This is a genomic window from Lysobacter sp. K5869 (assembly GCF_018847975.1).
In the GTDB taxonomy this organism is placed as follows: domain Bacteria; phylum Pseudomonadota; class Gammaproteobacteria; order Xanthomonadales; family Xanthomonadaceae; genus Lysobacter.
Genome location: NZ_CP072597.1, coordinates 2136756 through 2155820, shown reverse-complemented (window position 1 = coordinate 2155820; position 19065 = coordinate 2136756). Strand labels below are relative to the sequence as shown.

Annotated in this window: 18 protein-coding genes; 14 read left to right on the top strand and 4 right to left on the bottom strand. The window is 68.9% G+C overall.

Going from position 1 to position 19065, the window contains the following annotated elements:
• From J5226_RS09280 to J5226_RS09265, 4 genes are all read left to right on the top strand, one after another.
• Positions 1-939, top strand: coding sequence for an MlaD family protein (locus tag J5226_RS09280; RefSeq protein WP_215839633.1), 939 nt, complete (start codon positions 1-3; stop codon positions 937-939).
• Positions 936-1679 (top strand): ABC-type transport auxiliary lipoprotein family protein, encoded by a 744-nt coding sequence (locus tag J5226_RS09275; RefSeq protein WP_255323038.1) that lies wholly within the window; start codon positions 936-938, stop codon positions 1677-1679. The genes J5226_RS09280 and J5226_RS09275 overlap by 4 nt, the downstream gene beginning before the upstream one ends.
• A gap of 25 nt (positions 1680-1704) precedes the next feature.
• On the top strand, positions 1705-2103 hold the full coding sequence (locus tag J5226_RS09270) for a hypothetical protein (RefSeq protein ID WP_215839632.1): 399 nt from the start codon (positions 1705-1707) through the stop codon (positions 2101-2103).
• A gap of 132 nt (positions 2104-2235) precedes the next feature.
• Positions 2236-3426 (top strand): glycoside hydrolase family 16 protein, encoded by a 1191-nt coding sequence (locus tag J5226_RS09265; protein WP_215839631.1) that lies wholly within the window; start codon positions 2236-2238, stop codon positions 3424-3426.
• 193 nt (positions 3427-3619) lie between these two features.
• On the opposite strand, the gene J5226_RS09260 is transcribed toward J5226_RS09265, so the two are convergent.
• The gene (locus J5226_RS09260; RefSeq protein ID WP_215839630.1) at positions 3620-4210 is read right to left on the bottom strand and encodes an alpha-ketoglutarate-dependent dioxygenase AlkB; all 591 of its coding nucleotides are present in this window, start codon (positions 4208-4210) and stop codon (positions 3620-3622) included.
• Between the two features lie 241 nt (positions 4211-4451).
• On the opposite strand from J5226_RS09260, the gene J5226_RS09255 reads away from it, so the two are divergent.
• Positions 4452-6107 (top strand): electron transfer flavoprotein-ubiquinone oxidoreductase, encoded by a 1656-nt coding sequence (locus J5226_RS09255; RefSeq protein ID WP_215839629.1) that lies wholly within the window; start codon positions 4452-4454, stop codon positions 6105-6107.
• 150 nt (positions 6108-6257) lie between these two features.
• Here J5226_RS09255 and J5226_RS09250 read toward each other — a convergent pair whose 3' ends face one another.
• The gene (locus J5226_RS09250; protein WP_215839628.1) at positions 6258-6890 is read right to left on the bottom strand and encodes a CoA transferase subunit B; all 633 of its coding nucleotides are present in this window, start codon (positions 6888-6890) and stop codon (positions 6258-6260) included.
• Positions 6891-7048: 158 nt separating this feature from the next.
• A complete protein-coding gene (locus tag J5226_RS09245) occupies positions 7049-7768 on the bottom strand; it encodes a CoA transferase subunit A (RefSeq protein WP_215839627.1) in 720 nt (239 codons plus the stop codon).
• Positions 7769-7896: 128 nt separating this feature from the next.
• Here J5226_RS09245 and J5226_RS09240 point away from each other — a divergent pair, with 128 nt between their 5' ends.
• Positions 7897-8808 (top strand): hypothetical protein, encoded by a 912-nt coding sequence (locus tag J5226_RS09240; protein WP_215839626.1) that lies wholly within the window; start codon positions 7897-7899, stop codon positions 8806-8808.
• Between the two features lie 363 nt (positions 8809-9171).
• On the opposite strand, the gene J5226_RS09235 is transcribed toward J5226_RS09240, so the two are convergent.
• On the bottom strand, positions 9172-10584 hold the full coding sequence (locus J5226_RS09235; RefSeq protein WP_215839625.1) for a mannose-1-phosphate guanylyltransferase/mannose-6-phosphate isomerase: 1413 nt from the start codon (positions 10582-10584) through the stop codon (positions 9172-9174).
• Between the two features lie 176 nt (positions 10585-10760).
• Here J5226_RS09235 and J5226_RS09230 point away from each other — a divergent pair, with 176 nt between their 5' ends.
• The 8 genes from J5226_RS09230 (at position 10761) to J5226_RS09195 (ending at position 18980) form a co-directional block, all read left to right on the top strand.
• Positions 10761-11603: a D-hexose-6-phosphate mutarotase gene (locus J5226_RS09230; RefSeq protein ID WP_215839624.1), complete on the top strand. Its 843-nt coding sequence runs from the start codon at positions 10761-10763 to the stop codon at positions 11601-11603.
• A 184-nt stretch (positions 11604-11787) separates the two neighbouring features.
• Positions 11788-12534: an electron transfer flavoprotein subunit beta/FixA family protein gene (locus J5226_RS09225; RefSeq protein WP_215839623.1), complete on the top strand. Its 747-nt coding sequence runs from the start codon at positions 11788-11790 to the stop codon at positions 12532-12534.
• A complete protein-coding gene (locus J5226_RS09220) occupies positions 12534-13475 on the top strand; it encodes an electron transfer flavoprotein subunit alpha/FixB family protein (protein WP_215839622.1) in 942 nt (313 codons plus the stop codon). Before J5226_RS09225 ends, J5226_RS09220 begins: the two co-directional genes overlap by 1 nt.
• 226 nt (positions 13476-13701) lie before the next feature.
• Positions 13702-14325 carry an acetyltransferase gene (locus J5226_RS09215; RefSeq protein WP_215839621.1) on the top strand — a complete coding sequence of 208 codons (624 nt, stop codon included), beginning with the start codon at positions 13702-13704 and terminating at the stop codon, positions 14323-14325.
• 9 nt (positions 14326-14334) lie between these two features.
• Positions 14335-14745, top strand: a complete 411-nt coding sequence (locus tag J5226_RS09210) for a GtrA family protein (RefSeq protein WP_215839620.1) — start codon at positions 14335-14337, stop codon at positions 14743-14745.
• Positions 14742-15860 (top strand): DegT/DnrJ/EryC1/StrS family aminotransferase, encoded by a 1119-nt coding sequence (locus tag J5226_RS09205; protein ID WP_215839619.1) that lies wholly within the window; start codon positions 14742-14744, stop codon positions 15858-15860. Before J5226_RS09210 ends, J5226_RS09205 begins: the two co-directional genes overlap by 4 nt.
• Entirely contained in the window at positions 15857-16780 is a 924-nt protein-coding gene (locus J5226_RS09200) for a glycosyltransferase family 2 protein (protein ID WP_215839618.1), read from the top strand. The genes J5226_RS09205 and J5226_RS09200 overlap by 4 nt, the downstream gene beginning before the upstream one ends.
• A gap of 46 nt (positions 16781-16826) precedes the next feature.
• On the top strand, positions 16827-18980 hold the full coding sequence (locus J5226_RS09195; RefSeq protein WP_215839617.1) for a hypothetical protein: 2154 nt from the start codon (positions 16827-16829) through the stop codon (positions 18978-18980).
• Positions 18981-19065 lie beyond the last annotated feature (85 nt).

The following is a 19065-nucleotide window of genomic DNA, read 5'->3' as shown; positions in this document are numbered from 1 at the left end:
ATGGAAACCAAGGCCAACTACGTGCTGATCGGTGCGTTCACCATCGTGGTGACGCTGTTCCTGCTGCTGTTCGCCTTGTGGGCGGCCAAGTACTCCTCGGAGAAGAGCTGGCGCGAATACGCGGTGATCTTCAACGAGCCGGTCACCGGCCTGTCGGAAGGCAGCACCGTGCAATACAACGGCATCGGCGTCGGCACCGTGCAGCAGCTGAGCCTGGCGCCGGACGATCCGCGCCGGGTCATCGCCAAGCTGCGCCTGCAGGCCGACGCGCCGGTCAAGACCGACACCCGCGCCAAGCTCTCGCTGACCGGCATCACCGGCACCCCGATCATCCAGCTCACCGGCGGCAGCCCGAACAGCCCGCGCCTGGCCGATTCGGGCAACGGCGACGTGCCGATCATCCAGACCGAGGCCTCGGCGCTGCAGAACATCGCCGACACCGCCAACCGGCTGGTCGCGCGTTTGGATCAGGTGCTCAGCGACGACAACGTCAAGCACGTGTCCAACACCCTGGCGAACATCGAAGCGCTGACCGGCTCCATCGCCGACCAGCGCGGCGACCTGCGCGCGCTGATCGCCAACGCGCGCAAGTCCAGCGAGCAGCTCAACCAGACCCTCGCTACGACCAACACCGCGGTGCAAAGCGTCGATCGCGAACTGGTGCAGAAGCTGCCGGGCATCATCGCCAAGCTCGACAGCACCCTGGGCAAGCTCGATTCGGCCGCCACCGGCGCCAACGGCATCCTCAACGACAACCGCGCCGCGATCAGCAGCTTCGCCAACGACGGTCTGGCCCAACTCGGCCCGACCTTGGGCGAACTGCGCTCGCTGGTGCGCGACCTGCGCCGCATCACCGACCGCCTCGACAGCAACCCGACCCGTTACCTGCTCGGCCGCGACGCCGCCAAGGAATTCGAGCCGGAGAAGGCAGCGCGATGAGCAGCGACGAGCGCATCACGAACGACAGCGCCACGAACGGCCGCACCACGAACCGCCGCCACGCGAGCACCCCGACCATGACGACGACCCGCGCCCTCCGCCCCGCCGCCGCGCTGCGCCTGTGCGCCGCCGGCCTCGCCGCCGCGCTGGCGCTGAGCGGTTGTTCGATCCTCGACGAAAAGCCCAAGACCCCGACCACGCAGTACGCGCCCGACCCGCGCGTGCCGGCCGATCCGTCGTGGCCGCAGGCGAACTGGCAGCTCTCGCTGAGCGCGCCGAACGCGGCGCGCATGATCGACAGCCTGCGCATCGCGGTGCGCCCGAGCGGCGACGAGATCCAGGTCTACAAGGGCGCGGCCTGGGCCAAGCTGCCCAGCAGCATGATCGAGGACTCGCTGCTGCGCACGCTGGAGGACTCCGGCAAGATCGCCGCGATCGCGCGCCAGGGCAGCGGCATCGGCGCCGACTACAAGCTGGTGCTGGACCTGCGTCGGTTCGAATCCGACTACGCCGGCAACGCCGTGCCCTCGGCGGTGATCGAGATCAACGCCAAGCTGTTCCACAACGCCGACCAGAAGGTCGTCGCTTCGCGCACCTTCCTGCATGCCACGCCGGCCGCGACCACCGAGGTGCGCGACGTGGTCGCCGCGTTCGAGCGCTCGATGGCGGCTAGCACCGGCGAGATCGCCGGGTGGACGCTGACGTCGGGCGAGGCGCATGAGAAGAGCCACAAGCGCTGAGTTCGCGGAGTCGGGACGCAACGGCATGGAAAATCCCTATGCCGCTGCGCGCGCTCCCGCGCCGGAGCCGCCGCCGCGGCGCGCGTTGTTTTCCGGCATCGTCGCGGCAGTGTTTTGCCTGCTGACGTGGTTCACGGCAGTCGGCTATTTGGGCCGCAACTCGTTTCGTTTTTCGAAGGCGGGATTCTTCGTCGAGCCGTCGCCCAATAATGAAATCGCAAGCCTGCAAGCCTTATGGGAGCACTCCCAGCACCTGCTGCTAGCCGCATCGGCGCTGTGCATCATGCTGGGCGCACCCCGACTGCGTGTCGGCGCATTGCGGCGCGCGCGGGTCGTTTCGATCTGGGCCCTGGCAGTCGGCGCGTACGCACTATACGAATTCATAGTGAAGTCGCTATCGCCTCTGATCGCCGGCATGCCCTGAGCCCGGCGACAGCTTCGCGATAGGAACACGACAGCTTCGCGCCAGCGTTGTAACAAGTGATCGCCGGCACAAGCCGCACCGCACCCCGCTCCTAGACTGCGCGCCCATCTTTCGCGCGTCCCGGAGTCCGTCATGATCGCCCCTTACACGCAACGCCGCCGCGCCGCGCGCCGCCGCGCCCTGCTCGCGCTCGCGCTGGGTTTCGAGCTGGCGGCCTGCATCGGCCTGGTCCAGGCCACGCCGGCCGGCGTGGTCGATTACGAAACCGTCGGCGCCACGCCGCTGCGCGCGATCGGCCGCGACCTGCAGACGCCCGACGCGAGCCAGAGCGTGCTGTTCGGCGCGCGCCTGCAAAGCCCGCAAACCGTCGTCTACGATCAGATCGTGTTCGCCGTGCGCGACGCGCAAGGCCGCAATTTCGATCTCGGCCATCAGAACAACTACAGCGTCGGTGCGAGCGAGCGCACGCTGACCGGCAGCGGCCAGTTTCCCGTCGGCCAATACCGCTACTGGCTGTCGTACTACGCCGGCGGCCAATGGACCAACCTCGCACCGGAGCGGACCTTCACCGTCGCCGCCGCGCCCAGCGGCGGCGATCCCGCCGCGACGCGTCCGCTCGGCGCCGGCACCAACTGGGTCTATACCTTCGGCGACGAATTCAACGGCAGCGCGGTGGATTGGAACAAGTGGGCCGACAACTCCTCGGCCGAATCCGACAACGGCCACGGCAATCCGGGCAATCAACAGTTGGAATGGAACCAAGCGGCGAATTGCTCGATCAGCGGCGGCGCGCTGCAGATGCTGGCCAAGCGCGAACGCGTCGTCTCGCCTTCGGGCCGCACTTACAACTGGACCTCGTGCCTGCTGTCCTCGCACAAGCGCTACAACTTCCGCTTCGGCTTCATCGAAGCGCGCATGAAGCTGCCGGCCGCATCGGGTTTCTGGCCGGCGTTCTGGACCTTCCAGGCGCCCGGCGCGCAGCAGTGGAACGAGACCGACGTGTTCGAGTACTACTCCGACAACAAGCGCCGGCTGTACTTGAATCAATACGTGATCCAGAACGGCGCCGAGAACCTGGATGCGTATCCGCTCGACATCGACTTCGATCCCAGCGCGGGCTGGCACGTCTACGGCGCCGACATCGCCCCGGACGCGACGCGTTTCTACATCGACGGGCGGCTGGTGCGGACCACGCGCAACGTCAGCCAGATCGAAACCTCGATCCTGGTCGATCACTTCGTCTATTCGCAGATTCCGCCGGCGGCGACGACGCAGTCGGCGGTCGCCGCGGTCGATTACATCCGCGCCTGGAAGCGGCCGTGATCGCGCGCTGAAGCCGCTCCGCGCCCGAGCGCGGAGCGTCGGGCCTGAAGGCTCTCCCACCGAGGGCTCCTTACCGGGCCGCGCCCGCTCTGGTGGGCGGGCTTTCAGGCCCGGCGCTTTCGCTCCCCGCGAACGGGCGGCGCTCGTGGGAGGGCCTTCAGGCCCGGCGCTTCGCGCAAGCCGCCGCGCGCGCTCAGCGCGGCCGGATCACCCGGAAGGTGAGATTGATCCGCTCGCCGACCGGCTTGGCGGTGCGCGGCAAGGCGTGGCGGTAATTGGCCTGAGTCGGCCCCGACATCACCAGCAAACTGCCGTGCCCGAGTTCGAGCGCGGCCTTCAACGACGGATCGCGCCGATGCTTGAGCGCGAAACGCCGGCGCGCGCCCAGGCTCAAGGATGCGATCAACGGCGCCGGCCCGAGTTCGGGTTCGTCGTCGCTGTGCCAGCCCATCGCATCGCGGCCGTCGCGATAACGGTTGGCGAGCACGCTGTTGAACGCCGCGCCGAGTTCGCGCGCGAGCCGCTCGCGCACCGGCTGCAACGCCGGCGGCCACGGATGCGGCTGGAACGAGGTTCCTGAGTAGCGATAACGCGCATCGTCGTCGCCGATCCAACTGCTCAGCCGCGGCGAATCGTGTTCGCGCCCGAACAAGCGGATGCGGTGCACCTCCCACGCGGTCTGCGTCCGCAACGCGTCGAACAAGGCGTCGGCCGCGTCGGCGTCGAGCCAGTTCGGGTCGTAGGCCAGTTCGGCGTCTTGCAGCGGCAGGCGGGTCGGCGGCATCGGCGGGCACGCTAGCACGGGCCGCGCGCCGGCCGCGATCCGGATCGTGCGCCCCGCGGCCTGCGTCCCGCGATCCATACCCGACCGCACCGATCCGGCTGGAAAGCGTTTCAAACACGCCGCGAACGTGCGCGCTTTCCGCCCTGAGACGAGGCCCGGGCCGCGTTTGCCGCCGGCGGAAATGGCGCCTGTCGGGCAAACCCGCGACAATGGCGGGATTGCACGCACGAGTAACGCCAGCATGAGCGAACAGCCGCACGACACGGTCGCGTCCGACACGCCAGCCATCGAGATCGAACGCGACGTCATGGAATACGACGTCGTCACCGTCGGCGCCGGCCCGTCCGGCCTGGCGTTCGCGATCCGGCTCAAGCAACTCAATCCGGAGCTCTCGGTCTGCGTGATCGAGAAGTCCAGCACCATCGGCGCGCACATCCTGTCCGGCGCGGTGATCGAGCCCGGCCCGCTCGACGCGCTGCTGCCGGGCTGGCGCGACAACCCGCCGCCGGTGTGCGTGCCGGCCGGCGAGGACGAGTTCTGGCTGATGACCAAGACCGGCGGCTACAAGTCGCCGATCGTGCCGCCGGACATGAACAACCACGGCAACTTCATCGTCAGCCTCGGCGCGATGTGCGCGTGGATGGCGCCGCAGGCCGAGGCGCTGGGCGTGGAGATCTACGCCGGCTTCGCCGCCTCGGAAACTCTGCACGACGCCGACGGCCGCGTCGCCGGCGTGCGCATCGGCGACATGGGCGTGGCCAAGGACGGCACCCACAAGTCCGGCTTCACCGCCGGCATCGACATCCGCGCCAAGGTCACCGTATTCGCCGAGGGCGCGCGCGGCCATCTGACCAAGCGCCTGATCAAGCGCTTCGAGCTGGACAAAGACAGCGATCCGCAGGGTTACTCCATCGGCATCAAGGAGCTGTGGCAGGTGCCCGAGGACCGCGTCACCCCGGGCAAGATCGTGCACAGCGTCGGCTGGCCGGCCGACAGCCACACCTACGGCGGCAGCTTCCTGTATCACCTGGACAAGGGCCGCATCGCGCTCGGCTACGTCAGCGGCCTGGATTACCGCGACCCGGACTACAAGCCGTGGGAAGCGTTCCAGCAGTGGAAGAACCACCCGCTGATCAAGCCGCTGCTGGAAGGCGGCAGCATCGTCTCGTCCGGCGCGCGCGCCATCGTCACCGGCGGCTGGCAATCGCTGCCCAAGCTGGAGATGCCCGGCGCGCTGCTGATCGGCGACACCGCCGGCCTGCTCAACGTGCCCAAGATCAAGGGCACGCATCAGGCGATCCGCTCGGGCATGCTCGCCGCCGAGCATCTGGCCGCGCAGCCCGCGCTCGACAGCGCCGGCTTCGACGCCAAGCTGCGCGCGTCCGAGGCGATGGCCGAGCTCAAGAAGGTGCGCAACATCAAGCCCGGCTTCAAGAAGGGCTTCTGGTTCGGCATGTTGAACGCGGCCTGGGAAACCGTCACCGGCGGCGCCTCGCCGTGGACGCTGAAGAACAAGGCCGATTGGTCCTCGCTGCAGAAGCTCGGCCAGTCCGAACAGCCCAAGCGCGATTACCTCGAACGCACGCTCGCCCCGCGCGACCGTCTGGCCGCGGTGTACTTCGCCGCGACCGAGCACGACGAAGACCAGCCGGTGCACCTCAAGGTCGCCGACACCAACGTCTGCGTGACCCAGTGCGCGACCGAGTACGGCAACCCGTGCACGCGCTTCTGCCCGGCCGGCGTGTACGAGATCGTCGAGGAAGAAGGCGCCAAGCGCTTGCAGATCAACGCCGCCAACTGCGTGCATTGCAAGACCTGCGACATCAAGGATCCCTACGAGATCATCACCTGGGTGACGCCTGAGGGCGGGTCGGGGCCGAATTACCAGAACATGTGACGCGCGGGTTCCGGCCCGGCCCGACGCATCGAAGGCCCCGCGCTCGCGGGGCCTTCGCTTTTGCAGCGAACGCCGGAAACGAAAAAGCCGCCTCGCGGCGGCTTTTCCGAGGCGCCGCGTCGGTGGACGCGGCGCACGAAACCCGACAGATCAGGCCCGGCGCAACTCGACGCCGGTCTTCTCGCGCAGTTCCTCTTCGCTGACGCCCGGCGCGGCTTCCACCAGCACCAAACCGTCCGCGGTCACGTCCATCACCGCCAGTTCGGTGATGATCCGGTTGACCACGCCCAGGCCGGTCAGCGGCAGCGTGCACTCGGGCAGGATCTTGTGCTCGCCGTTCTTGGCGGTGTGCTCCATCAGCACCACCACGCGCTTGACGCCGGCGACCAGATCCATCGCGCCGCCCATGCCCTTGACCATCTTGCCGGGCACCATCCAGTTGGCCAGATCGCCCCGATGGGTGACCTGCATGGCGCCGAGGATGGCCAGATCGATGTGGCCGCCGCGGATCATCGCGAAGCTGTCGTGGCTGCCGAAGTAGCTGGCGCCGGGACGCGCGGTGACGGTCTGCTTGCCGGCGTTGATGAGGTCGGCGTCGACTTCGTCCTCGGTCGGGAACGGGCCGATGCCGAGCAAGCCGTTTTCCGACTGCAGCCACACGTCCATGCCGTCGGGAATGAAGTTGGCCACCAGGGTCGGCAGGCCGATGCCGAGATTGACGTAAGCGCCGTCGGTGAGTTCCTGCGCGGCGCGCTGCGCCATTTGGTCGCGGGTCCAGGGCATGGGATTCGTCTCTTTATGGGTGTTGCGCCCGCGGCGGTGCCAGCGAGGCGTTCAACGGGATTCTAGGAACGAGTGAGGAGGAAACAGGAACGAGTGGGAGCCTCGGGGTTCGACGCGTTTCTCGTTGCCGTTTACTCGTTGCTCGCATCGGCAAGCGCTCAGCCCGCCCGCACCGTGCGCTGCTCGATGCGCTTCTCCGGCGTGGCGTTGACCACGATGCGGTCGACGTAGATGCCCGGCAGATGCACCTGATCCGGATCGAGCTGGCCGATCTCGACCAGTTCCTCGACCTCGGCGATGCAAACCTTGCCGGCCATCGCGCAGGCCGGATTGAAGTTGCGCGCGGTCTTGCGGAACACCAGGTTGCCGGCCCTGTCGGCCTTCCACGCCTTGACCAGCGACACGTCGGCCTTGAGCGCGGTTTCCATCACGTAGTGGTGGCCGTCGAACTCGCGGGTTTCCTTGCCTTCGGCCACCACCGTGCCGTAGCCGGTGCGGGTGTAGAACGCCGGGATGCCGGCGCCGCCGGCGCGCAGGCGCTCGGCCAGGGTGCCTTGCGGGTTGAATTCGAGTTCGAGCTCGCCGGACAGGAACTGGCGCTCGAATTCTTTGTTCTCGCCGACGTAGGACGAAATCATTTTCTTGATCTGGCGCGTTTCCAGCAGCAGGCCGAGGCCGAACCCGTCGACGCCGGCGTTGTTGGAGATCGCGGTGAGCCCCTTGGCGCCGCTGTCGCGCAAGGCGCCGATCAGCGCCTCGGGAATGCCGCACAAACCGAAACCGCCCACCGCCAGGGTCTGGCCGTCGGCGACGACGCCGTTCAGCGCGTCGTGGGCGTTGGGATACAACTTGCTCTTGGCGGCGACCGCGTCGGCCATGGGACAGCTCCTGTGAGGGATGCGCCCAGTTTACCGCGCGCCCCCGCGCGGCAGCAGCGGACTTTCGGGCAATACCGGCACAGTGCCGTGGCGGTGCCTTGATGGCGCACCGACGCTAGACTTGCGGCATGAGCCGACTCGCCCTGGTCACCGCCATCGCCAGCGCCGGGCAGGACGACGACCTGTCGCCGCTGCTCGACGCCTGCCTCGCCCGCGGCCTGCGCGCCGAAATCCGCGCCTGGGACGACCCGAGCGTGGCCTGGGCTCGATACGACGCCGTATTGCTGCGCTCGCCCTGGGATTACACCGAGCGTTACCCCGAATTCCTCGACTGGTGCGAACGCGCCGACGCCGCCAGCCGGCTGATCAACCCGTGGCCGGTGCTGCGCTGGAACAGCGACAAGCGCTACCTCGCCGATCTCGCCGCACGCGGCGTACCGGTGGTGCCGACCGCCTTCGTCGAACCCGACACCGACCCGCTGCCGGCGCTGCAGGAGTTCCTGGCCGCGCACGCCGACGCCGAGGAGTTCGTGGTCAAACCCACGGTCAGCGCCGGCTCGCGCGACACCCAGCGCTATGCGCGCGCGCAGGAGTTCGCCGCCGCCAACCATCTGGCGCGGCTGCTCGACGAAGGCCGCAGCGCGATGCTGCAACCGTATCTGGCCGCGGTGGACCGCGACGGCGAGACCGCGCTGATCCACTTCAACGGCGCCTTCAGCCACGCCATCCGCAAGGGCGCGATGCTGCAACGCGAGGACGCGCTGAACCTGCGCGCGGTCGAACGCATCGCTGCGCGCGAGGCGACCGAGGACGAACGCACCGTGGCGCTGCACGCGCTCAACGCGACCGGGGCGCGGCTGGATCTGGAAGAGCCGCTGGCGTACGCGCGGGTCGATCTGATCCGCGACGCGCAAGGGCAGCCGCAGCTGCTGGAACTGGAGCTGTGCGAGCCGTCGTTGTTCTTCGCCCATGCGCCGGGCAGCGCGGAGCGGTTCGCGCAGGTGTTGGACGAGTTGTTGGCGACGTCGGGCGGCGGCTGAGCCGCGGTCGCCGGCGCGTAGGAGCGGCGTGAGCCGCGAATGCGATTCCGCAACGGCGGCGCAAGCGCGGTGTCGCGTTCGCGGCTCACGCCGCTCCTACAAACCCGAAAGCCGCCGCGCAAAACCATCGCGACGGACGCGACGCGTACGAACCCGCGTACGCGTTGCCCGAGCCGTCGGATGCTTCGTTTCCGACTGTAGGAGCTGCGCAAGCTGCGACCGCGACACCGCGCCTACGACGCAAGCTCGATGCCGCGTTCGCGGCTCACGCCGCTCCTACACACCCCGAAAGCCGCCGCGCAAAAAAACGAAGACCGGCCTGAGCCGGTCTTCGCGTGTACGACTTGCGGACACAACGAAGGCTTACGAACGCCCGTACACGTCCTCGAGCCGGACGATATCGTCCTCGCCCAAATAACTGCCCGACTGCACCTCGATCAACTCGACCGGCTCGGTGCCGCGGTTGCGCAAGCGGTGCACGCTGCCCAGCGGGATGTAGGTGCTCTCGTTCTCGCGCAGCTCGAACACCTTGTCGTCGCAGGTCACTTCGGCCACGCCCGACACCACGATCCAATGCTCGGCGCGCTTGTGGTGCTTCTGCAGGCTCAGCGCCGCGCCCGGCTTGACCACGATGCGCTTGACCTGGAACCGCTCGCCCATGTCGATGGAGTCGTAGTTGCCCCACGGACGGTAGACCTTGCGGTGGAACAGGTGCTCCTGGCGCCCGGCTTGCTTGAGCTTGTCGACGATCGTCTTGACGTCCTGCACCCGGTCCTTGCGCGCGACCAGGGTCGCGTCGGGCGTATCGACGATGACCAGGTCTTCCACGCCGATGGTCGCGATCATGCGGCGCTCGGAGGCGCGCACCAGACTGTCGCGGGTGTCGACCGAGATCACGTCGCCTTCGTAGCGGTTGCCCTCGTCGTCGCGCTCGGCCACCGCCCACAGCGACGACCACGAGCCGATGTCGCTCCAGCCGCAGCTCACCGGCACCACCGCGGCGCGGTCGGTCTTCTCCATTACCGCGTAGTCGATGGAATCGTTCGGGCTGGCCGCGAACGCGTCCTTGCCGACGCGGATGAAGTCCAGGTCGCGGCTGGCCTGCGCGTACGCGGCGCGCGCGGCCTCGAGGATGCCCGGCGCGAGCTTCTGCAGCTCGTCCAGGTAGCGCTGGGCCTTGAACAGGAACATGCCCGAGTTCCAGGCATAGGTGCCGGCGGCGACATAGCCTTCGGCGGTGGCCTGATCGGGCTTCTCGACGAAGCGGCTGACCTGGTAGCCGCCCTCGCCCAGCGCCTCGCCGCGGGCGATGTAGCCGTAGCCGGTTTCCGGGTAGTCCGGGGTGATGCCGAAGGTGACCAGCCAATCCTGCTCGGCCAGCACGGTCGCGCGCGCGACCGCGTCGCGGAAGGCGTCGACGTCTTCGATCAGGTGATCGGCCGGCAGCACCAGCATGGTCGCGGCGGGTTCCTGCGCGACCAGATGCAGCGCGGCCAGGGCGATGGCCGGGGCGGTGTTGCGCGCGCTCGGCTCCAGCAGGATCGCGCCGTTGGCCACGCCGATGCCCTGCAACTGTTCGCCGACCATGAAACGGTGGTCTTCGGCGCAGACGGTGACCGGGGCGCCGGTGTCGGGCAGCGCGTTGGCGCGCAGCAGGGTTTCCTGGAACAGCGAGTGGTCGCCGATCAGCGAGAGGAACTGCTTGGGCTGATTCTGGCGCGACAGCGGCCACAGGCGCGAACCGCTGCCACCACTGAGAACGACGGGGTGAAGCATCCTGGCTCCAGATTTCGGAACGAAAAGGGGCGACAAGGATAGCCGAAGCCCTGTTCGCGCTGGCTTCACGGCCCCTAAACCGAACCTGTCGGGCGCCCGGTACTATGACCGGCGTGCCAGCTTGGGGCCGTCCGCGCCGCCATGCTGAGCCTTTTTCGCCGCCCAGGGACGGAACGATGAACGCGCCTTCTTTGCCCACCTCCTCGCATCTGAACGGCCCCGGCGACTCGCGGGTCGAGGCCAGCGCGTTCGGCGCGCACGTCCTGTCCTGGCGCTGCCGCGGCCGCGAGCGCCTGTACCTGAGCCCGAACGCGAGCTTCGGCGCCGGCAAGGCGATCCGCGGCGGCGTGCCGGTGATCTTTCCGCAGTTCGCCCAGCGCGGCGACGGCCCGCGCCACGGCTTCGCCCGCACCCTCACCTGGGAAGCCGAGCCGGACCCCGAGCGCCTGCGCTTCCGCCTGCGCGACCGCGAGGAAACCCGCCGCCATTGGCCCTACCGCTTCGAGGCCGAGCTCGACGTCGAACCCGGCGAGGACCGCCTGCGCATCGCCCTGACCGTGCGCAACGCCGACACCGACCCGTTCGAGTTCAGCGCCGCCCTGCACACCTATCTGGCCGTCGGCGACATCGCCGCGGCGCTGGTCCACGGCCTGGAAGACCGGCCTTATTTCGACTCCGCGCGCGGCGACTCGGCCTGCCCGCCCAGCGACGCGCCGGTGCGCTTCGACGGCGAGGTCGACCGCGTCTACGCCGACACCCGCCGGCCGCTGCGCATCACCGACGGCGAGCACATGCTGCGCTGCGAAGCCGAGGGCTTCGCCGACACGGTGGTGTGGAATCCCGGTGCCGAATTGGCCGCCGGCATGTCCGACCTGGAACCCGACGGGCACCGCCGCTTCGTCTGCGTGGAGGCCGCGCAGGTGCTGCGGCCGGTGCGGCTGGAACCCGGTCAAACCTGGACCGGGGCGCAGATCCTGATCGTGGAAAGCTCCTCGGCGCAGTACCGCATCGGCGGCTGAGCCGGCCCGGGCCGGAATCGGCCGGCCCCGGCCGCCCCGCCCGCCCGGCCCTTGCGCCGCGCGGCTTTGCGCCCGCGCCGCCGCCGCGGCGCGGGCCGCCGCCTGCGTCGGCTGGCGGTCTCCGTTAGAATCGAGGGCTGTCGGCCGCTCCCGGCCGGACACCCCCACAAGGAAATCCCGCACGATGAAGATCCTCGTCGGCTACAAGCGCGTGGTGGACTACAACGTCCGCATCCAGGTCAAGCCGGACGGTTCCGGCGTGGTCACCGACGGCGTCAAGCTGTCGGCCAATCCGTTCGACGAAATCGCCCTCGAAGAAGCGCTGCGCCTGCGCGACAAGGGCATCGCCACCGAAGTCGTGGTCGCCACGATCGCCCCGGCCGACGCCCAGGCGCACCTGCGCAACGGTCTGGCCATGGGCGCCAACCGCGCCGTGCACGTGGTCAGCGACCAGCCGATCCAGCCGCTGACCGCCGCGCGCGCGCTGCTCAAGCTGATCGAGAAGGAACAGCCGGACATCGTCATCCTCGGCAAGCAGGCCATCGACGACGACGCCAACCAGACCGGCCAGATGCTGGCCACGCTGTGGGGCCGTCCGCAGGCCACCTTCGCCTCCAAGCTCGAGGTCGCCGGCGGCAAGGCCACGGTCACGCGCGAAGTCGACGCGGGCCTGGAAACCCTGGAAGTGGACCTGCCGGCGGTGGTCACCACCGACCTGCGCCTCAACGAGCCGCGCTTCATCAAGCTGCCGGACATCATGAAGGCCAAGAGCAAGCCGCTGGAGACGATCGCGTTCGCCGACCTCGGCGTCGACGCCGGCGACACGCTCAAGACCACCCATTACGCGCCGCCGCCGAAGCGGACCAAGGGCGTGATGGTCAAGGACGCGGCCGAACTGGTCGCCGCACTGAAGCAGAAGGGGTTGCTGTGATGAGCAAGGTTTTGATCGTCGCCGAACATCTGGAAGGCAAGCTCAACGCCGCGACCGCCAAGTGCGTGTCCGCCGCGCTCGCGCTCAAGCCCGACTCCATCGACATCGTCGTGCTCGCCGCCGACCCGGCCGGCGTCGCCGCGCAGGCCGCGCAGATCGCCGGCGTGAACAAGGTGCTGGCTGTGGCCAACGCCGCCAACGCCAACGCCATCGCCCAGGTGCAGGCGCCGCAGATCGCCGCGCTGGCCAAGGGCTACAGCCACGTGTTCGGCCCCTCGACCACCTTCGGCAAGGACCTGATGCCCTGCGTCGCCGCGCTGCTCGGCGTGGCCCAGGTGTCGGACGTGATGGCGGTGGAAGGCAGCCACACCTTCAAGCGTCCGATCTACGCCGGCAACGCCATCGTCACCGTCGAAGCCCCGGCCGATCACGCCGTGGTCGCGACCGTGCGCACCGCGTCGTGGCCGGAAGCGGCCCAGGGCGGCAGCGCCGCCGTCGAAACCGCCTCGACCGACGCCGCGCTGCCGGGCCACACCCGCTACGTCGGCCTGGCCGCCGGCAAGTCCGACCGCCCCGACCTGCAGTCGGCCCGCCGCGTCGTCTCCGGCGGCCGCGGCGTCGGCTCGCAAGAGAACTTCAAGATCATCTACGACTTCGCCGACAAGCTCGGCGCCGCCGTCGGCGCCTCGCGCGCCGCGGTCGACGCCGGCTACGTCCCGAACGAGCTGCAAGTCGGCCAGACCGGCAAGATCATCGCGCCGGAGCTGTACGTCGCCGTCGGCATCAGCGGCGCGATCCAGCACCTGACCGGCATCAAGGACGCCGGCACCATCGTCGCGATCAACAAGGACGGCGAAGCGCCGATCTTCGAGATCGCCGACATCGGTTTGGTCGGCGATCTGTTCAAGCTGTTGCCGGAACTGGAAGCCGCGCTGGCGTAAGCGCTTCGGGCCGCGCCCCGCGCGCGGCCCGGACGCCCCCGCCGGCGCGATCGGCCGGTGGGGGGGCGCACCCGCCGCTCCGGCGGCGGCCCATGGATCGGGACAGAAACACGGTGGACCCTCGCGCGCCCGCGATGCTTCGACCTTACGCGCGGCGGTCGCACGGCTCCGCACCAACGCCCAGCCGGCCTCGCTCCATCGCCGCCCGAACGCCCCAGGCCCCCGCATGAGAAAACTCGCACTTTACGGTTGTGGCGGTTTCGCGCGCGAAGTCTTGATGCTGCTGGAAGACCTGGGCCAGGGCGACCGCGTGACCGCGCTGTACGAAAGCGACGAGATCTGGACGGCGCGCGCCGTCGCCGGCATCGCCACCCAGCCCATCAGCCGCTTCGACCCCGCCGACGCCGATCTGGTGCTCGCGGTGGGCAATCCGCAGGCGCGGCGCCGGCTGCAGTCGTCGTTGCCGGCGCAGACGCGCTACCCGACCTTGGTGCACCCCGATGCGCGCGTGCACCGCAGCAGCGGCATCGGCGAAGGCAGCATCGTCTGCGCGGGCAGCATCGTCACTTGCGACGTCGCGATCGGCCGTCAGGTTCACTTGAATCTCGCCACCACGATCGGACACGACTGCCGCCTGGAGGACTTCGTGACCACGGCGCCGGCGGTGAACATCAGCGGCCACTGCGAACTCGGGACCGGCGCGTACTTCGGCACCAACAGCTGCGTGCGCGAGAAGGTGCGCGTCGCCGCCGACGCGGTCGTCGGCATGGGCGCGGTCGTGATCGGCGATCTGGCGCAGGCCGGCGGCGTCTACGTCGGCAATCCCGCCCGCCTCAAACCGACCCGCTGACCCGCGCCGATGCAGTGGCTCCGCCACCTCTGGCACTCCGAGAAACAACGGTTCCTGATCGTCGGAGCCTGGAACACGCTGTTCGGCTATGCCGCCTTCGTGGCCGTGCATCTGCTGTCGGGCGGAACCTGGCATCCGACCGCGACGGTGGTGGCGGCTTACTGCATCGCCCTGCCGCAATCGTTCCTGACCCAGCGCCTGCTGGTGTTCCGGCGCGCCGACGGCGATTGGCGCGGGCAGTTCCTGCGCTTTTTGGGCGGCAACAGCGCGATCTTCGTCGCCAACCTCATCCTGCTTCCGCTGTTCGTCACAGCGACCCGCATCGGCCCGCTGCTCGGCCAGGCGCTGTTCGTCGCCGGCTCGACGGTCGCGAGCTATCTCGTCCACAAGCACTATTCGTTCCGTCGCCTGACTCCATGAACATCATTCCCTTGCTGGTGCCGCACATGCCGACCGCGGACAGCCTGCTGCCCTACCTGCGTCGGATCGACGAGAACCGCCACTACACCAATTTCGGCCCGCTCAACGCCGAATTCGAGCGCCGCATCGCCGCCGACGCCGGTCGTGGGTGGTTGCCCGAGCAGGTCACCACCGTCGCCAATTGCACCGTCGGCCTGGAGCTGGCGCTGCAGGCGCTGGAGCTGCCGCCCGGCGCGCGCGTGCTGATCCCGGCGATCACCTTCGCCGCCACCGCGACCTCGGTCGTCCGGGTCGGAATGACGCCGGTGCTGTCCGACGTGGACGCCCGCAACTGGCTGCTGACGCCGCAGTTGGCCCGCGCGGCCCTCGCCGCCGGCCGCATCGACGCGGTCGTCCCGGTCTCGACCTTCGCCTGCCCGCACGACACCGACGAATGGGACGCCTTCGTCCGCGAAACCTCGGTGCCGGTGGTGATGGACGCGGCGGGCGCGTTCGGCAACCAAGGCCCGGGCGAACTGATCGATCTGGTCTACAGCTTCCACGCCACCAAGTCCTTCGGCACCGCCGAGGGCGGCGCGGTGCTGTCGCGTTCGGTCGAGCGGATCAAGCGCATCCGCAAGCTCTCCAATTTCGGCATCGACACCTCGGTGGGCATGCTCGATTCGATCGGCACCAACGGCAAGATGAGCGAGTACCACTGCGCCATCGGCCTGGCCTCGTTCGATCAATGGGAAGACACCAAGCGCGCGCGCCGCGAACTCAGCGCCCGCTACGAGCGTGCGCTGGCGCGCGACTGCCCGTTCCTCGGCCACCAGGCCAAGCCCGCCGGCGGCGTCTACCCGCTGTTGCCCGTGCTGTTGCCGCCCGGCGCCTCAGCCGCGCAATGGGGCGAGCGCCTAGCCGCGCAAGGCATCCAAAGCCGCCGCTGGTACTCGCCCTCGCTGCACACCCATCCGGCCTTGCGCGGCGTGCGCACCGCCGGGCCGCTGCAGGTGGCCCTCGACATCGGCGAGCGCATCCTCGGCATTCCGTTCTACCTCGGCATGAGCGACGAGGACATCGCCCGGGTCTGCGCCGCGCTGGCGCAAGCGAATCAGGAAGGAGGCTCGCCGTGAGCAAGATCACCTACGTCATTCCCGTCTACCACAACCAGGGATCGATCAAGCGCACCTGGGAAGCGATCAGCGCGCTGTATCGCGGCGGCCCCTTGGCCGGGCACGAGTACGAGGTGATCTTCGTCAACGACGGCTCCAAGGACGGTTCGCAGGCGGAAATCGAAGAAGTCGCGGGGCTCGACCCCAACGTGCGCCGCATCCGCTTCAGCCGCAATTTCGGCCAACTGGCGGCGATCGTGGCCGGCTACCGCCACGCCAGCGGCGACGCGATCGTCAACATGTCGGCCGACCTGCAAGACCCGGTCGAACTGACCGTGGACATGGTGCAAAAGTGGCAGGCCGGCTCGGAAGTCGTGGTCGCCTTCCGCGAGGACCGCGAGGATTCCTTCGGCGCCAAATTCTTTTCCCGCCTCGCCTACGGCGCGCTGCGCGCGTCCAACCCGGACATTCCGGCCGGCGGCTTCGACTTCGTGCTGATGAGCCGTCGCGCCCTGGACCTGTTCCTAAGCTACCGCGGACGCAACCGCTTCTACCAGGGCGACGTGATCTGGGCCGGCCTGACCACCACCTACCTGCCCTACGTGCGGCGCAAGCGCGAGGTCGGCAAGTCGCAGTACACCTTCAGCAAGAAGATGAAGCTGTTCTACGATTTCCTGCTCGACGGCTCGTATCTGCCGATCCGCATCATGTCCATGTGCGGCGCGGTCTTCGCCCTGCTCGGCGTGGCCTACGCGGCGGTCATCGTGGTCGCATGGACCATGCACGCCACGCCGTTCACCGGTTGGGCGCCGATCATGGTCGCGCTGCTGATCATCGGCGGCGTGCTGATGTTCATGCTCGGCATCATCGGCGAATACCTCTGGCGCATCCTCGACGAGATCAAGGACAAGCCGCTGTACGTCATCGACGAACAAAAATGATCCGCCCGCGCGAGCGATCCGCCGAACCGATGCCTTACCCGCCGCCATGAGCCGTCTATTTTCGCCTTCCGCGCAGTCCGGCCGGGCCGCCGCGGTCAACATCGTCGCCGGGCTGATCGCCGTCGCGATCGCCTTGCTGGTCTGCCGCTACGGCGTGGGCATGGGCTACGGCCGCGCGGACGTGCCCTTCATGTACGAAGGCGACGCGCTGCAATACGCCTACGTGCTCGAAGCGCAGAAGGCCGGCCAAGTCTCGCGCATCGACTTGGCCGGCGCGCCGATCGGCACGGACCATCTGGATTTCCCCAACGCCGACTTCGCCAACAACGCGATGGCGAACGCGGTCGCCGCACCCGGCGATTTCGGCCAGCGCTACAACCGCATCTATCTGCTGGGCGTGGCGCTGACCGCGCTGGCCGGTTTCGCCGTCGCCCGGCGGCTCGGGGTGGGAGTGGCGCTGGCGGTCGCGGTGTCGATCGCGTTCTCGGCGCTGCCGTTCCATTTTTTGCGCGAGCAGCACCTTTACTACAACAACTACTCCGCGCTGGCGCTGGCGCTGCTGGTCGCGACGTGGACGTATCTGCGGCCGGATCCGAACGCGCCGCCGCGTTCGCGCGCGCGGCGCTGTGGCTCGGCCGCCGCGCGCGCCGCGATCCTGGTGTGGATCAGCACCAATGGCATCTACTTCGGTTTCTTCGCCTGCGTGCTGATCGCCGCCGCCGGCGTGCTCGGTTATCTGCAGTTCCGCGCCGCGTCGAGCCTGCGGCGGATGCTGCTGTCGATCGCGCTCATCGTCGCGTGCACCGCGCTGCAATTGCTGCCCAGCGTGCTGCATCGCATGGAGCACGGCCGCAACGACCGCGTCGCCGTGCGTCTGGTGTCGGAAACCGAGATCTTCGGCTTGAAGATCTCGCAGATGCTGCTTCCGGTCGCGCACCACCGCTTCGCCCCGTTCGCCAAGCTGAGGGAGAAATACGACGCAGTGGCGCCGCTGAACACCGAGAACGCGAGCGCCGGGCTCGGTTTGGTCGGCGCCGCCGGTTTCTGTCTGGCGCTGCTGGCGCTGCTGGTGCCGGCGTTGCGGCGCAGGCTGCCGCAACAAGCGCAGTTCGCCGCGATGACGGTCGCGATCATGACCGCGTTCGCCACCATCGGCGGCTTCGCCACGCTGTTCTCGCTCATCGTTTCGCCGGAGATCCGCTCGGTCAACCGCGTCTCGCCGTTGATCGGCTTCGCCTCGCTGATCGTTCTGGCCCACGCGGTGCAGATCGCTGCGGCCGCGCGCAACCGGCGCTGGCTGGCGCCGCTGGCCGCGGCGCTGATCGTGCTGATCGCGATTCCCGACCAGATGCCCGACCGCCGGCGCATGCTCAAGGAACGCAGCGCCGCCGCCGTCGCGCGCTTCGACGCCGACCGCCGCTTCCTCGCCGACCTGCGCGCGCAGCTGCCGCCGGGCGCGAGCGTGCTGCAGTTACCGTTCTTCGAATATCCCGAAACCAACACGCCGATTCCCAGCTACGCGCAGTTGCGCGATCACCTGCATGGCCTCGACCTGCGCTGGACCTATGGCGCGATGAAGGGACGCGCCGCGTCGAACTGGCTGGCGATGTTGAGCACCCAGCCCGCGGCGAACGCCGTGCGCCTGTTCGACGCCGCCGGCTACGCCGCGGTGGTGGTGGACGAACGCGCGCGCACGCCGTGGATCGATGCGTTCCTGCGCGAACTCGCCGCGACCCATCCGCTGACCACGGTGGCGTCCGCCGACGGAACCCAAACCGGTTATGCGCTCAAGACGCCGCCCGCGGCCGCGCCCGCCTTGCTGCTGACGCCGGAGCAAGGCTGGCATCCGCTAGAGGATCAGGGCGGCGGCAAAACCCTGGTGTGGTCGTCGGGCGACGCGTCGGTGCGCGTCGTCGCGCTGGCCGGCGGCGTCGCCGGCTGCTCGCTGGATCTGGAGCTGGGTACGCTGGTATCGCGCCGGGTGGAGGTGTGGGTGAACGACGTCCGCGCCGCGCAGGCCGACCTGCATCCGGGCATGGGCCAGCACCTCGCGCTGCCGCTGCCGAAGCAAGGCGCCGAGGTGCGCCTGAAGACGGACCGGGCCGCGGCCCTGGCCGGAAACGGCGATCCGCGCCTGCTCGCGTTCGCGCTGCTGCTGGCCGATCCGTTGGTCTGCGGCGGAGCCGGACCGCGCTCGTGATGTCCGCGCCGCGCCCCGAACGGGCGCGGCCCATGCCTGGAACCTCGAGCCTGCCTACGCGCGTCGCGCGCGGGCAGGCGCTCCT